Raw genomic sequence first — 14,568 nt, forward strand, 5'->3', positions numbered from 1 at the left:
CCCCAGCATGACAGACGAATGACGTAAACCGAGAGTCTTTTTCCCCACAAAAGCGAAACTCCGCCCGTTTTGCAACGGACGGAGTTTCTGCTTTTCAGTGCGGATAGCGCATGGATTATTCGTCCGCGCGTCCTTTTCCAAGGTGCTTACGCAACCGCGAAGGTGTTGATTTCTTGCGGTTTTTATAGGGGTTCTTGTCACCCTGTCCACGCATGGTCAGGCGGATGGGTGTACCCGGCATATCGAAGTCTTCCCGCAACCCATTAACCAGATAGCGTGAATAGCTTTCCGGCAGCTTGTCGGGATGCGAACACATCACAACGAACCCCGGTGGTCGGGTTTTAACCTGAGTCATGTACCGCAGTTTAATACGGCGGCCACCCGGCGCGGGGGGTGGGTGTGCGGATACCATTTCAGCCAGCCAACCGTTCAACTGCGCGGTTTTCACGCGACGGTTCCAGACATCATGGGCGCGCATGACGGCTTCTTGCAAACGTTCCAACCCACGACCTGTCTTGGCCGAGATCGTGATCAGCGGGGCACCGCGTAGTTGCGGAAGAAGGCGGTCAAACGCCTCTTTCAGTTCTTTCAGCTTGGCCTGCTTTTCTGTTTCCACGTCCCATTTATTCACGGCGACAACGACGGCGCGGCCTTCCCGTTCGGCCAGATCGGCGATGCGCAAATCTTGCTGCTCAAAGGGTATTGCAGCGTCCAACAGGACAACAACAACCTCGGCGAACTTCACCGCTCGCACACCGTCAGAGACGGATAGCTTCTCTAGCTTTTCCTGAACCTTGGCACGCTTACGCATGCCTGCTGTGTCAAAAATCCGGGCAGGCACACCACCCCAGTCATAACGTACCGAAATAGCGTCGCGCGTAATGCCGGCTTCGGGGCCAGTCAGCAAACGTTCTTCACCGATCAACTTGTTAATCAGCGTTGATTTCCCAGCGTTCGGGCGGCCGATGACAGCAATCTGCAAAGGTTTTTCTTCTGTCGGCATGCGTGGGCCGTCATCCGCATCCTCATCATAATCTACGTCGGTTTCGGGCGCTGTTTCAGCGGCGCGCGCTTCAAATTTCTCTGAGATGGGGCGGAGGATATCCATCAGCTCGCCCATTCCCTCACCATGTTCGCCGGATAGGCGGATCGGCTCACCCAATCCCAACGAAAAGGCTTCGAGGTAACCGGCTTCCCCGGCTTTGCCTTCGGACTTATTGGCGGCCAGAATGACATGGGCGTTCTTGCGACGCAGGATGTCAGCAAACACCTCGTCCGAGGGCAAAATCCCAGCGCGCGCGTCCACAAGGAACAAGCATGCATCCGCCATTTCGACCGCGCGTTCGGTCAAACGACGCATCCGCCCTTGCAGGCTTTGGTCCGTGGCTTCTTCAAGCCCGGCGCTGTCGATGACAGTGAAGCGCAAATCCCCCAACCGCGCTTCGCCTTCGCGCAGATCACGGGTCACGCCAGGTTGGTCATCGACCAGTGCAAGGCGTTTGCCAACCAAGCGGTTGAACAGGGTGGATTTGCCCACATTTGGGCGCCCCACGATGGCTAGGGTGAAGCTCATTTTGCACTCCGGGTTGCGTCAAGCGCCCCGCATACACGCTTTTACGGTCAGCGCAAAGCCAGAAGTTTGCCGTCGCGTGCAACCACATAGGCGACACCGTTCACAACTACTGGTCGCGTCGCTGCGCCACCCGGTACAGCGGTCTGTGCAATCAGGGTACCATCCACGGGATTATAGCCGCGCATGATCCCGTCAGACGACGCAACCCACAGCTTTCCACCCGCCAGAACCGGGCCAAGATTGGCATGGATCCGTTTGATCTTACGTGCTTTTCGTTTGGTGAAGTAAGGCAGACGCGTGCCCCAGACCCGTTCGCCGGTTTCCGCATCAAGGCGCACAATCTCGTTTTCATCCGACACAAGGAAGACAGAGCCACCTGTGACCCAAACCGGGCTGGTCGCCCCTTCCGTCGCCGTCCAAAGCCGTTCGCCTGAAAGGTTCAGGGCCACAGTGCGACCTGCCGGGCTGCCGGAATAGATCACGCCGTTTTTCACCACAGGTTCGCCGGTGATATCCGTGACCTGTGTATAGGCACGGCCCGAACGTTCCCCGGCAATCAAGCTAGACCAAGTGCGTGTGCCGCCTTTTTTCAGGGCTGCTACGATCTCGCCCGAGGCGAAGGGCAAAAGCACAACGCGGTCGGTCACGGCAGGTGACGAAACGCCAACCACTCCTTCTTGACTTGGTGTGCCGGTCAGGCGCCACTTCACCTTGCCCGTGGCAGCGTCCATCGCCCACGCCGTGTTGTCGCGACTGACCACATAGACCAATCCACCAACAGCAGCCGGTGCGCCCGAACCCGGCGCATCCATACGTTGTTGCCATTTCACTTTGCCGGTGGCGGCATCCAACGCCGACACAAGCCCAAAACCAGAGGACACGTAAACAACGCCATTAGCGTAAGCCAAACCACCGCCCGACGCGTCATCAGACTTGTCTGAGGCCGGTGTCAGATCACGCGACCAAACGGACGCGCCAGAGGTCGACGTTGCCACCACTTGTGCACGGCTATCCAGTGTATAGATGCGGCCATTGGCAACGATCGGATCAGCAGTGATGCGGTGTTTGCGATCATTGCCCTGCCCGATCGGGGCGCTCCAAATCAGCTGAGGCGTTGAGGACAAAGCCGCATGCTGTACCTGATGGGTCGGTGATCCGGCCAAATGGGTCCAGCTGGCGTGGTTCACCTGACGCGGCAGGCTGATCGGCCGTGCCCCATCTTCTTGTTCTGTCTCGGCGCGTTGCGCAATTGCGTCGGCAGCAGCATCTTCACCAAGAGTTTGAGGGTTGGGACTGCGCAGACCTTCGCGGTCACCCGGCAAAATATATTCCGGGGTCGAACATCCAGCCAGAATGCTCATCGAAGTCAAAAGCGCGGCGCTCAATTTGAATTTCACAACAAATCCCCCAAGGATCTCATATAAATATCGTCAAAGGCTTACAGCATATTCCTGGCAATCAGGATGCCTCTGGCGTGCCCCCTAGCGCAACAATCAACTGAGAAGCCCGGCGACGCAAGGCCCCCGATGCTTCGTCATCAACCAAAAGTGCCTGAAGGCGGGTTAGTGCGGCTTCATTTTCTCCGGCCTGCAGTTCAGCAATGGCAAGAGCTTCTTCTCCAAGGACGCGGTAAGGCGCGCCAGCGACAACAACCGAAGCAAGCATGCCCCGAAGCTCATCTAGCGTCACAGCCTCGTCTTGCAACTGGGCAAGACGCAACATGGCTAGGTGACGGAAATGATCCGGCAGGCTTGCGTCAGACGCGATTTTGCCAAGGGCCTCGGCGGATTGATCCGATGTGTCCGCTGCCAAAAGAAGGTTCAAAACGGCGCTTTGTTCGCCCGACGCTGCAACACCATAAAGCGCTGCGATTCTCTGTTCGGGCTCAGAAATACTTTCGGCGGCCAATATGGCGTCGCCAAAAGCCTCGGCCGCGGCACGTTCACTGGCTTTGCGCCATTCATTATAGGCCGCAGCACCCACAACAGCGACAACTGCAAGAACGGCAATCCAGCCATAACGTCGCATCATTGAATAAAGCTTGTCTCGACGGACCTCTTCGGTCACTTCTTCGATGAAACTATCTGTGTCGCTCACGGCGCCTGCCTCCGATTTCAGTCGCTTTCTTTTGCCCGAACGAAGCAGCGTTGCCAAGGGGCATAGAATGCAACCGTGAACAAAGCGCCAAAAGCGATCCGATTCATCACGAATGGCAATCATCAAATCCGACCTCTGAACTTGTTACCGCGAACACAAGCACCTATGTTCAGTCGCAAAACATTACCTTCATAAATTTTCCCACCAGGAGGGGTCATGCGTCTATTTCCTATTCTGACAGCTGTGCTGGTCATTGCAGGCTTATTCATGCTTGTTTTCCAACGCGACACCCTTGATGAGGCCGCCGGCGTTTCTAAGGTCGCAACGGAAGTTGCAGACAGCCCGCAGAAAGCTGACGGGGCTGACAAGCTTGGCCTTTCAGTGGTTGTGCTGAAATCTACGGCCCGCGAAATCGAAACACCCATTGTTATTCGAGGGCGCACCGAAGCCACCCGCCGTGTCGAATTGCGCGCTGAAACATCAGGGCAAGTTATCTCGGACAAGCTTTCCAAAGGTCTAAGCGTTGCAAAGGGGGACGTCATGTGTCGCCTTGATCCGGGCACGCGCGAAGCCAGTCTGGCTGAAGCCAAAGCACGTCTTGCCGAAGCCAAGGCGCGTGCGCCCGAATCTGAAGCCCGCGTGATCGAAGCTCAGGCCCGCTTGGATGAAGCCACAATCAATCTGACCGCCGCCACGAAGCTGTCTGAAGGCGGATTTGCCTCAGACACGCGCGTTGCAAACGCCCGCGCCGGTGTTGAAACAGCGCGGGCTGGTGTCATTTCAGCCCGTTCCGGGGCATCCAGTTCAGACGCATCGATCCAGTCGGCCGCAGCCGGCGTTGCCGCCGCTGAACGCGAGATTGAACGCCTTCAGATCCGCGCGCCCTTTGCAGGTGAGCTTGAAACAGATACCGCCGATATTGGCACATTGCTGCAGCCGGGCGCGCAATGCGTAACCTTGGTGCAATATGATCCGGTGCGGGTTGTAGGCTTTGTTTCAGAGCTGTTGGTTGATCAGCTTTCCACAGGGCTGGGTGCAAATGTGCGTTTGGCATCGGGCCGGACACTTCAAGGTAAAGTCACCTTTGTTGCGGATACGGCCGATCCCGTGACGCGCACCTTCCGCGTCGATGTTGAGGTCCAGCCGGCAGAGGGTGAATCCCCCGTGCGCGCAGGCCAGACAGCCGAGATTATTGCCAACGGTCAGGGAACCACTGCGCATCTCTTGCCGCAAAGCGCCCTGACGCTGGACGATAACGGAGATCTTGGCGTGCGTGTTGTTGCAGATGGTCAAACCGCTGGGTTCAAAACCGTAACGGTTGTGCGCGACAGCCTGAAAGGCGTCTGGGTAACCGGACTGGGTGACGCAACAGATGTCATCATCATCGGCCATCACTATGTCACTGACGGCTCTGAACTGGACATCACCTATCAGGAGGCCGGGTTATGACCGGAATCATTGACTGGGCCTCTGAACGGGCCCGAATGGTTATTGCCTTCGTGTTCCTGTCTGTTTTGGCAGGCACAATTGCCTATGTCAGCCTTCCAAAAGAAGGCGAGCCGGACATTGAAATCCCAGCGATCTTTGTCTCTGTCCCCTTCCCCGGCATTTCCGCCGCGGATGCCGAACAGCTTCTGGTTCGCCCGATGGAGACCCAGCTGGCGGATGTCGACGGGCTGAAAACCATGTCGAGCACTGCCGCCGAAGGCTATGCAGGCGTCGCGTTGGAGTTCGAGTTTGGCTGGGACAAAACCAAGGTCATGGCCGACGTCCGGGACGCGATGAACAACGCCGAAGGGGACTTCCCTTCTGGCTATGACAGCTATTCGGTCAATGAAATCAACTTCTCGGAATTCCCGATCATCATTGTGAACCTGACCGGAAACGTGCCTGAACGCACGCTGGTACAGATCGCGCGCGATCTTCAAGACCGGCTTGAAGCGCTGGACAGTGTGCTTGAGGCCTCGCTTGCTGGATATCGCGATGAGATGATTGAGGTCGAAATCGATCCGCTGAAGCTTGAGGCTTACAACGTGACAGCGGGCGAGTTGATCTCGGTTGTGCAAAACAACAACCAGCTGATTGCAGCGGGCGATATCAAGACGCCAACAGGATCAACAGCGATCAAAATTCCCTCGTCCTTTGATGAGCTGCAGGACATTTATGACCTTCCCATCAAAGTGAATGACGACAGCGTTGTGACGCTTGGCGATCTGGCGACCATCCGTCTGACGTTTGAGGACCGCGAGGGCACTGCCCGCTTCAACGGCGACACCACCGTTGCGCTTCAGGTCGTGAAACGCAAAGGGTTCAACCTGATCGGCACAGCTGCCGAAGTTCGGCGCATCGTTGATGAAACCCGCGCCGATTGGCCCCCCGAGCTGCAACAAGCAGTATGGGTAGGCGTGTCGAATGACCAATCCATCATCGTGGACAGCATGGTGCGCCAGTTGGAAGGCTCGGTCGTGACAGCGATAGCACTGGTGATGATCGTCGTTCTGGGCGCGCTTGGCACCCGTCCGGCGCTGCTGGTGGGTTTTGCCATTCCAACATCATTCCTTCTGACCTTTGCATTGTTTGGCGCGCTTGGGGTTACGATCTCGAACATCGTGATGTTTGGGTTGATCCTTGCCGTCGGCATGCTTGTCGACGGGGCCATTGTTGTCGTCGAATATGCAGATAAAAAGATCAAACTGGGCGTGGGTCCCATGCAGGCCTACACGATGGCGGCCAAGCGGATGTTCTGGCCCATTGTCAGCTCAACCGCGACGACACTTTGTGCGTTCTTGCCCATGTTGTTCTGGCCGGGCATTCCAGGTCAATTCATGGGCTGGCTGCCAAAGACCCTGATCTATGTTCTATCGGCATCACTGCTGGTGGCACTTGTTTATCTGCCCGTTGTGGGTGGGGTTTCGGGCCGCATCAGCCGGTTGTTTGGCACCTTGTCCAACGCCTTGTCCGTCACGCCAATTTGGGTGCGCCTCCCCTTGGCGGTTGTGTCGGCTTACGTTCTGTTCCTGTCCGCCCTTCAGTTGCTTAATCCCGGATACCTTTTCGGCGGCACCAGCCCGTTCGAGGGCGCGATGGCCATCCTGCCCGGCGCCCTGATGTTCCTGATCGGGGCATCCGCGACCTCGATCGCGATGGGATCGATTGACTGGCATATGCCGTGGCATCGCGAAGATGATCACGTGCATGGCGGATATCAACGCACCACCTTTGGGCGCGTGATTTATTTCATCGCAGGCAATCCGATCATGCCGGTTGTCAGTATTGTTCTGGTGGTGGGCTTTGTTGCTGCCACGTTCAGCACGTTTGGTCGCAACAGCCTTGGCGTAGAGTTCTTCACGGACAGTGAACCCGAACAAGCCATTGTTTACGTGCGCGGACGTGGCAATCTGAGCATCTCTGAAAAAGACGCAATGGTGCGTCAAGCTGAAGACATCGCGCTCAGCACCAAAGGCATCGAAAGCGTCTTTGCATTTGCTGGCGCTGGTGGGTTGAACCAGAACACTGGCGGCGCATCTGGCCCCCGCGACACTGTGGGACAATTGCAGATTGAGCTGGTCTCTTGGGATGACAGACCGTCTGTCGAAACGGATGCCCCGCTGTTCGGGATCATTCCGTTTACCACGCGCGAGATTGATCCAGAATTTGACGGCGACGCGGTCATGCTGCGTCTTGAAGAACGTCTGAAGACCATTCCGGGCATTCGGATTGAGGTTCTGAACCTGAACCGTGGCCCGGCCTCAGCCAAACCTGTTCATCTACGCTTGAAGGGTGACAATTGGGACGCCTTGCAAGCTGCAACGGCCGCAGCCGTCGCGAAATTTGAAACCACCCCCGGCCTGAATGCCATCGAAGACACCCTGCCCCTGCCCGGCATCGACTGGCAGCTGCAGGTGGATGTCGCCGAGGCTGGACGCTTTGGCACCAACGTCGCCACCGTGGGCGGCATGGTGCAATTGATCACCAATGGGATCTTGCTGGATACGATGCGGGTCGACAGCTCGGACGAAGAGATCGAAATCCGCGTACGTCTTCCGGAAGAAGACCGCGTCTTGTCCACGCTGGACACGTTGCGGCTGCGCACGCCGGGTGGTCTGGTGCCGCTGTCGAACTTCGTGACACGCAAACCGGTTCCTAGCTTTGCGCAGATCGACCGAGTGGATCAGAGCCGATACTACGACATTAAGGCTGCTGTGGTTGCCGATCTGGTGCGCCTGACAGACGAGGATGGCAGTGAACAAGTCGTCACGCTGAACGAGGCAACGAAGATCATGGAGGACACTCCGGACCTGACGCGCACTCCAGTAACTCCAGCCGTACAGATTGCCACACTGACCGAGTGGATCGAAGCCACAGGCCTGCCCGAAGGCATTTCCTACGAATGGACTGGCGATCAGGAAGACGAGGCCGAAAGCCAGGCCTTCCTTGGTCAGGCTTTCATTGGCGCGCTGGGGCTGATGTTCATCATCCTGCTGGCGCAGTTCAACAGCATCTACAACTCGGTTCTGGTGCTTTTGGCGGTGGTCTTGTCCACCACAGGCGTTCTGATCGGCATGATGGTGATGCAGCAGCCGTTTTCGATCATCATGACCGGAACGGGGATCGTGGCACTGGCAGGAATTGTGGTGAACAACAACATTGTTTTGATCGATACGTATCAGGACTACTCAAGGCATATGCCCAAGATCGAGGCCATTACCCGCACGGCAGAAGCACGCATTCGCCCAGTTCTGTTGACCACGATCACAACCATGGCCGGACTGACCCCGATGATGTTTGGGCTGTCGCTTGATTTCTTCGGCGGTGGCTATTCGATCGACAGCCCAACCGCCTTGTGGTGGAAGCAGCTGGCCACAGCTGTCGTCTTTGGACTTGGCATCGCGACTGTGCTGACCTTGGTGTTCACACCGTCGATGCTGGCTTTGCGGGTCTGGATATCCGCAGGAGCTTATCGTTCGGTCACATTACTTGAATTACTTGCCCGCAGCTCGGGTCAGTCAGCGCGTGATCGCATGCTTGAGAAAGCCGCGAAAAAGCAAGAACTTCATGAAGTGATCTGGACGCTTGAGGACGAAGAGGTTGTTCCCAGCGATCAGCCAGTCGCGCAAGAGCCCGTTGAAAGCCCAAAGGAAACCGCTGTCGAAGCGACGAAGGCGAAGCGGCCGAAACCTAAGCCTAAGCCTTCGGGCGGCAAGCAAGCAGCAGAATAGAAAAAGGCGCGGGAAACCGCGCCTTTTCGTTTTTATGGCTCGTCGTTTCAGCCCGCCAATGCGTCAGGCTCACCTTCACTTGCCTGCCGCGCCCACATCGCAGCATAGCGACCGCCACGTTCCAACAGCGCGTCATGGGTGCCCTTCTCGACGATCACTCCGGCGTCCAGCACGACAATCTCGTCGGCATCCACGATGGTCGACAAACGGTGTGCAATGGTTATCACCGTGCGCCCCTGCCCCATCTCGCGCAGGCTGTCCTGAATGTCGCGTTCAGTTTGCGTATCCAAGGCCGAGGTTGCTTCGTCCAACAAAAGGATCGGCGGGTTCTTCAACAAAGTACGCGCAATGCCCACACGTTGCTTTTCGCCGCCTGACAGCTTCAACCCACGTTCACCCACCTGCGTCTGATAGCCCTCGGGCAGTTCCATGATGAAGTCATGGATTTTGGCGGCTCTGGCAGCGTCTTCGATTTCTGCGCGGGTCGCCTCGGGGCGACCATAGGCGATGTTGTAAAAGATCGTGTCATTGAACAGCACTGTGTCCTGCGGCACCACGCCAATCTGGCGATGCAGACTGTCTTGGGTCACGTCGCGCACATCCTGCTCGTCAATCGACAGACTGCCATCATTGACATCATAGAACCGGAACAACAGCCGCCCGATGGTCGATTTTCCAGACCCTGACGGACCAACAATCGCGACCGTTTTTCCAGCACCAACATCCAGCGATACACCTTTCAGGATCGGGCGCTCGGGTTCATATCCGAAATGCACATCTTTAAAGCTAAGCGCGCCGCCCTTCACCGCAATGCCCGGGGCAGATGCCTTATCCTTAACCTCAGCCGGCTGTTCTAACAGATCAAACATTTCGCTCATATCGACCAGTGACTGTCGGATTTCACGATAGACAGTGCCAAGGAAGTTCAGGGGCATTGTGATCTGGATCATATAGGCGTTGACCATGACAAAATCGCCCACGGTCAGTTGGCCATTTTGGACCCCGACAGCCGCCAGAACCATCACGGCAACCAATCCGCCGGTGATTAACAACGCCTGACCAAAGTTTAAGAACGCCAAGGAATACGAGGTTTTCAGCGCGGCTTGTTCGTATCCGGCCATGGCCACGTCATAGCGTTCGGCCTCACGCTTCTCAGCGCCAAAATACTTCACAGTTTCGAAGTTCAGAAGACTGTCGATGGCCTTCTGGTTGGCATCCGTGTCTTGGTCGTTCATCTCCTTACGGATCCGCACACGCCATTCCGTAACCTTGAAGGTGAACCAGACATAGGCCCAAATCGTGACCACCACGACCGCCAGATACCAAACATCAAACGTGATAAAGAGGATCAGCGCGATCAAGCCAAGCTCAAGGACCAAAGGGCCCATTGAGAACAGCATGAACCGCAACAGGAACTCGACCCCCTTCACGCCACGTTCGATGATGCGGCTTAGCCCACCGGTTTTCCGCGTGATATGATAGCGCATCGACAGGCGGTGAATATGGGTGAAGGTTTCCAACGCCAGTTGCCGAAGCGCGCGTTGGCCGACTTTGGCAAAAATCGCATCACGCAACTGCTGAAAGCCGTTGGTCATCAGACGCGCCATGCCATAGGCCAGCGTCAGTCCCACCGCCCCTGCCCCCATCAGGAATGCAGGATCAGATCCCTCACCCGCCAGCGCATTGACAGCTTCACGGTAAAACCATGGCGTCGCGACCGAGATCACCTTGGACAGCAAAAGCGCCAGCATCGCCAGCACAACCCGCCGTTTCACCCAAGGATGTTCATCTGGCCAAAGATAAGGCGCGACCCGTCGGATGGTGCGCCAATTGTCATCTGGAAGCTCGGTAGCGGTGATGCGGCTGGGAGACATAGTGATCCTGGCTTTGGGCAAGCTGAGCAGTTGAACCCATTGGGGCTTGCGTCATTTCAATATTTCATCAATATTTGAACTATGAAACAGAGTCGAGTCCTGAAATCCCTGTCTGCAATGGCCCATGACACGCGGCTAGAGATCGTGCGCCTTCTTGTGCCGCGGGGGGATGATGGGCTGTGTGCAGGCGATATCGCACAGACCCTTGACGTATCAGCCTCGGGTCTGTCGTTTCACCTGTCACAGTTAGAGCAAGCCGGGCTTCTAACTTCGCGCAAGGAAAGCCGTCATGTGATCTATGCCGCAGATCGTACTGCGTTGGGGGAGGTCATTGCGTATCTCTTGAATGACTGCTGTGCAGGGGCTGCGGATGTGTCCGCCTGTATGGGTGCGAAGCGCGCCCAGGCGCAAGCGTCCACAGAACAGGCTTAAGCGCCTATTCCTCACCCGGAATTGCAAAGACCTGTCCCGGATAGATCAGATCAGGATCCTTGATCTGCTCCCGGTTGGCATCAAACAGCTGAACATACAAAAGCCCCTCGCCCAGATGCGTACGCGCGATGGCCCACAGGGTCGCGCCGGGCTGAACTGTAATCGCTTCGACCCGTTCACGCGGAGTTTCCGCATCTGAAATCGCGGCAACCTGCGCAGGTTCTTCGCGCTTAAACGGCGTTTCGGTGCGCGACGTGACCGAGCCATCAGGCGCGATCTCATCCACGCGCAGGGTATACACTCCGCTAGCGACATCCGGCAAAGGCAAGCGCCATTGCCCGCTTTCGGGGATTGTGGTCGTCTTAACCGGTTCATTGTCCAAATACACGCGCACGTTCCCGCCCGCTGTCGCGCGGCCAGACAGAGCCACTTCACCCGCATCGTCATAGGAAATCGCATCAATGACCACGTTTTGCACCGTAAGATCGCCTGCGCTGTCTTGGAGAACTGTGATGCCCTCATCATCCGCCAGTAACACACGAGGTGCAGGTGTCGCTTCTTCAACGGCAGGCACTTCGGCTGCGTCCTCTGCTACCGTTTCCGTGCCTTCTGTCTCATCCGTGGCAGCGGGTTCTGATGTGACCGTGCTGGTCGCAGGCGTCACTGGTTCAATCATCACAATCGCACTTGCAAGCTGATCTTCCTTGACCTGCCCTGCGCCATCAACCTCTTGCAGGCTCAGCTGTCCGGGTTCGGTTACAGGGATATTCAAAAGCGCCACGAAATTGCCTGACGCATCTGTGCTTAGGGTTTCAAGCGGCTCACCATTTAGAAGCAACTGTAGGCTCACCCCCGGCGCGGCATGCCCTGCCACAACCGTCCGGCCCTCCGGATCCACACGGACAACATCGAATTTGGGGACAACTGCTGTCTCAGCCTTAGGCTGAGCAACGTCTTCCGCAGCGCTTTCAGCACTGGCTTCGGGTACAGGAGTGTCCGTCGTCGTCGCGGGGACCCCAGAAGGTGCCACCTCGACCTCGGTCACGTCCACTGCAGGCAATTCCCCGACCGGGCGCATAAAGATGCCATAGGCTGCCGCGGCAATGGCCAAAGCAACCCCTACACCAATCCAGATTTTGCCAGCGCCTGTCGCGCCGCCGATACTTCCAGCCATGAACGTCCCCTTCAGCGATCTTTGCGCCGCGTTGTCTTGCCCGACCCTAACAATACCGCTAACACCGGTCAAAAGATCATTACGATATATTCGGCTCGGAGACCCCCATGACACAACATACAGCATCAATTTGCGTTTATTGCGGTTCTCGCATGGGGAACGATCCAGCCTATCGCGCCAGCGCCGAAGCTTTGGGCAAGGCCTTGGCGGCCAATGATTGGCGGCTCGTTTACGGTGCCGGGGATGTGGGTTTGATGGGCGAAGTTGCACAAGCAGCCCAAGCTGCAGGTGCCGATACGTTTGGCGTTATCCCTGAACACTTGCTGAAATGGGAAGTCGGCAAACGAGACCTGACCAGCTTCATCGTCACCGAAAACATGCATGAGCGCAAAAAGGTCATGTTCATGAACTCAGACGCTGTGGTGGTCTTGCCCGGCGGCGCAGGGTCGCTGGACGAATTTTTCGAGATCCTGACATGGCGTCAACTGGGTCTGCACAAGAAACCCATCTTGCTTTTAAACGTAAACGGGTTCTGGGATCTCGCTGATCGGGCTGGTGGATCACGTCATCGTACAAGGCTTTGCCGAGGAAGGCCTGAAAGAGTTCGTGACCGTTGTGCAAGATGTGGCCCAAGCAGTGGACCACCTGAAAGTGACACTCAGCGCTTGACGACACACCACAGAATATGAATTCTGTGCACGCAACTTGATGGGCGCTGAGCGCGGTCTGCAAAAGCAGGCAACCGTGGCGCTGGGCCCCTTCGTGTATGTGAGTTGCTGCGAGGATTTGGGGGCCCTCTTATGGAGCCCTAAAGATGAAAACAATCATCGAACCTTTTCGCATCAAATCTGTAGAACCCATTCGCATGACCACACGGGACGAACGCAAAAAGCTTTTGCAGTCAGCCTGCTACAACTTGTTTGCTCTGAACTCGGACGACGTTCTGATCGATCTTCTGACCGATTTAGGCACCGGGGCCATGTCCGCAGAACAATGGGCTGCGATGATGCGAGGGGATGAAAGCTATGCCGGTTCACCCAGCTTTCACCGCTTTCGCGATGCGGTGCAGAACCTTGCCCCGTTCAAACACATCATCCCCACTCATCAGGGCCGCGCGGCCGAAGCGATCCTGTTTGCCATCTTTGGCGGGGTTGGCAATGTGATCCCCTCAAACACCCATTTCGATACGACCCGGGGCAACATCGAAGCCTCGGGGGCGCTGGCCCATGACCTTGTGATCGACGAAGGGCGCGACCCGAAATCTCTGCACCCTTTCAAGGGCAATATGGACATCGCCAAGCTTGAATCCTATCTGATCGAGCACGGAGATGCCGTTCCTTGTGTGATGCTGACAATCACCAACAATGCAGGCGGCGGCCAACCGGTCAGCCTTGAAAATATCCAAGCGGTTGCCCGCACGGCCAAGGCCCACGGCAAGCCCTTCTTCATCGACGGGTGTCGCTTCGCCGAGAACGCGTGGTTCATCAAATCACGCGAGCCTGGGCAACAGGACCGATCCATCGTCGAGGTTACCCGCGATTGTTTCACCGTGGCTGATGGCATGACCATGTCCGCCAAGAAAGACGCTTTTGGCAATATTGGCGGTTGGCTGGCATTGAATGATGACGATCTGGCTGAACAGGCGCGTGCCCACCTGATCCGCACCGAAGGGTTCCCGACCTATGGGGGATTGGCTGGACGCGATCTGGATGCGCTGGCGCAGGGTCTGACCGAGATCGTAGATGAAGACTATCTTCGGTATCGCATCCGCACCAACGAATACATCGTGGAAAGGCTGGACGCACTTGGCGTACCGGTGGTGAAACCTGCAGGCGGCCATGCGGTGTTCATCGACGCGCGCAGCTGGTTACCTCATATTCCGCCCACCCAATATCCCGGCCAAGCGCTGGCGGTGGCTTTGTATGAAATTGCCGGTGTACGTTCCTGCGAGATCGGCACGGTCATGTTTGGACGTCAACCAGACGGGTCGGAAATACCGGCAGCTATGGATCTGGTACGCCTTGCAATCCCGCGTCGAACTTATACCCAAAGCCACGCGGACTACATCATTGAAGCCTTTGAAGAGATTGTGGAAATCCGCGAAAGTATACGTGGCTTTAAAATCATTGAAGAGCCAAAGCTAATGCGGCATTTCACCTGTAAGTTCGCGCCACTCTAATTTCTTTCGGCCCCTTTTCC

9 protein-coding genes and 1 pseudogene are annotated in these 14,568 nt (G+C 56.7%); 5 read left to right on the forward strand and 5 right to left on the reverse strand.

What is annotated here, in order from left to right:
• Positions 1-115: 115 nt before the first annotated feature.
• The 3 genes from der to AC0L6A_RS10980 all read right to left on the reverse strand — a co-directional run bounded on the left by der (position 116) and on the right by AC0L6A_RS10980 (position 3,670).
• Positions 116-1,573, reverse strand: coding sequence for a ribosome biogenesis GTPase Der (gene der / locus AC0L6A_RS10970; protein ID WP_473290010.1), 1,458 nt, complete (start codon positions 1,571-1,573; stop codon positions 116-118).
• Between the two features lie 47 nt (positions 1,574-1,620).
• The gene (locus AC0L6A_RS10975) at positions 1,621-2,970 is read right to left on the reverse strand and encodes a PQQ-like beta-propeller repeat protein (RefSeq protein ID WP_473290012.1); all 1,350 of its coding nucleotides are present in this window, start codon (positions 2,968-2,970) and stop codon (positions 1,621-1,623) included.
• 61 nt (positions 2,971-3,031) lie between these two features.
• A complete protein-coding gene (locus tag AC0L6A_RS10980; RefSeq protein ID WP_473290013.1) occupies positions 3,032-3,670 on the reverse strand; it encodes a hypothetical protein in 639 nt (212 codons plus the stop codon).
• Positions 3,671-3,886: 216 nt separating this feature from the next.
• On the opposite strand from AC0L6A_RS10980, the gene AC0L6A_RS10985 reads away from it, so the two are divergent.
• Positions 3,887-5,119 carry an efflux RND transporter periplasmic adaptor subunit gene (locus AC0L6A_RS10985; RefSeq protein ID WP_473290014.1) on the forward strand — a complete coding sequence of 411 codons (1,233 nt, stop codon included), beginning with the start codon at positions 3,887-3,889 and terminating at the stop codon, positions 5,117-5,119.
• Positions 5,116-8,889 (forward strand): efflux RND transporter permease subunit, encoded by a 3,774-nt coding sequence (locus AC0L6A_RS10990; protein WP_473290015.1) that lies wholly within the window; start codon positions 5,116-5,118, stop codon positions 8,887-8,889. Before AC0L6A_RS10985 ends, AC0L6A_RS10990 begins: the two co-directional genes overlap by 4 nt.
• Before the next feature lie 47 nt (positions 8,890-8,936).
• Here AC0L6A_RS10990 and AC0L6A_RS10995 read toward each other — a convergent pair whose 3' ends face one another.
• A complete protein-coding gene (locus tag AC0L6A_RS10995; RefSeq protein WP_473290016.1) occupies positions 8,937-10,763 on the reverse strand; it encodes an ABCB family ABC transporter ATP-binding protein/permease in 1,827 nt (608 codons plus the stop codon).
• Between the two features lie 81 nt (positions 10,764-10,844).
• Between AC0L6A_RS10995 and AC0L6A_RS11000 the strand changes: the two genes are divergently transcribed.
• Positions 10,845-11,195, forward strand: coding sequence for an ArsR/SmtB family transcription factor (locus AC0L6A_RS11000; protein ID WP_473290017.1), 351 nt, complete (start codon positions 10,845-10,847; stop codon positions 11,193-11,195).
• 4 nt (positions 11,196-11,199) lie between these two features.
• Here the strand turns inward: AC0L6A_RS11000 and AC0L6A_RS11005 are convergent, their stop codons facing one another.
• Positions 11,200-12,369, reverse strand: coding sequence for a LysM peptidoglycan-binding domain-containing protein (locus AC0L6A_RS11005; RefSeq protein ID WP_473290018.1), 1,170 nt, complete (start codon positions 12,367-12,369; stop codon positions 11,200-11,202).
• 107 nt (positions 12,370-12,476) lie between these two features.
• On the opposite strand from AC0L6A_RS11005, the pseudogene AC0L6A_RS11010 reads away from it, so the two are divergent.
• Together AC0L6A_RS11010 and AC0L6A_RS11015 are read left to right on the forward strand one after the other, a co-directional pair.
• Positions 12,477-13,038: pseudogene (locus AC0L6A_RS11010) on the forward strand (LOG family protein).
• Between the two features lie 145 nt (positions 13,039-13,183).
• A complete protein-coding gene (locus AC0L6A_RS11015; RefSeq protein WP_473290019.1) occupies positions 13,184-14,548 on the forward strand; it encodes a tryptophanase in 1,365 nt (454 codons plus the stop codon).
• Positions 14,549-14,568: the final 20 nt, after the last annotated feature.

This window comes from Aliiroseovarius sp. D2-2 (genome assembly GCF_055809455.1).

Bases quoted from the DNA above. Each gene is read 5' to 3' on its own strand.
- AC0L6A_RS10985 (WP_473290014.1), top strand. From the start codon at position 3,887: ATGCGTCTATTTCCTATTCTGACAGCTGTGCTGGTCATTGCAGGCTTA.
- AC0L6A_RS10995 (WP_473290016.1), bottom strand. From the start codon at position 10,763: ATGTCTCCCAGCCGCATCACCGCTACCGAGCTTCCAGATGACAATTGG.
- AC0L6A_RS11005 (WP_473290018.1), bottom strand. From the start codon at position 12,369: ATGGCTGGAAGTATCGGCGGCGCGACAGGCGCTGGCAAAATCTGGATT.
- AC0L6A_RS10990 (WP_473290015.1), top strand. From the start codon at position 5,116: ATGACCGGAATCATTGACTGGGCCTCTGAACGGGCCCGAATGGTTATT.
- AC0L6A_RS11000 (WP_473290017.1), top strand. From the start codon at position 10,845: ATGAAACAGAGTCGAGTCCTGAAATCCCTGTCTGCAATGGCCCATGAC.
- der (WP_473290010.1), bottom strand. From the start codon at position 1,573: ATGAGCTTCACCCTAGCCATCGTGGGGCGCCCAAATGTGGGCAAATCC.
- AC0L6A_RS11015 (WP_473290019.1), top strand. From the start codon at position 13,184: ATGAAAACAATCATCGAACCTTTTCGCATCAAATCTGTAGAACCCATT.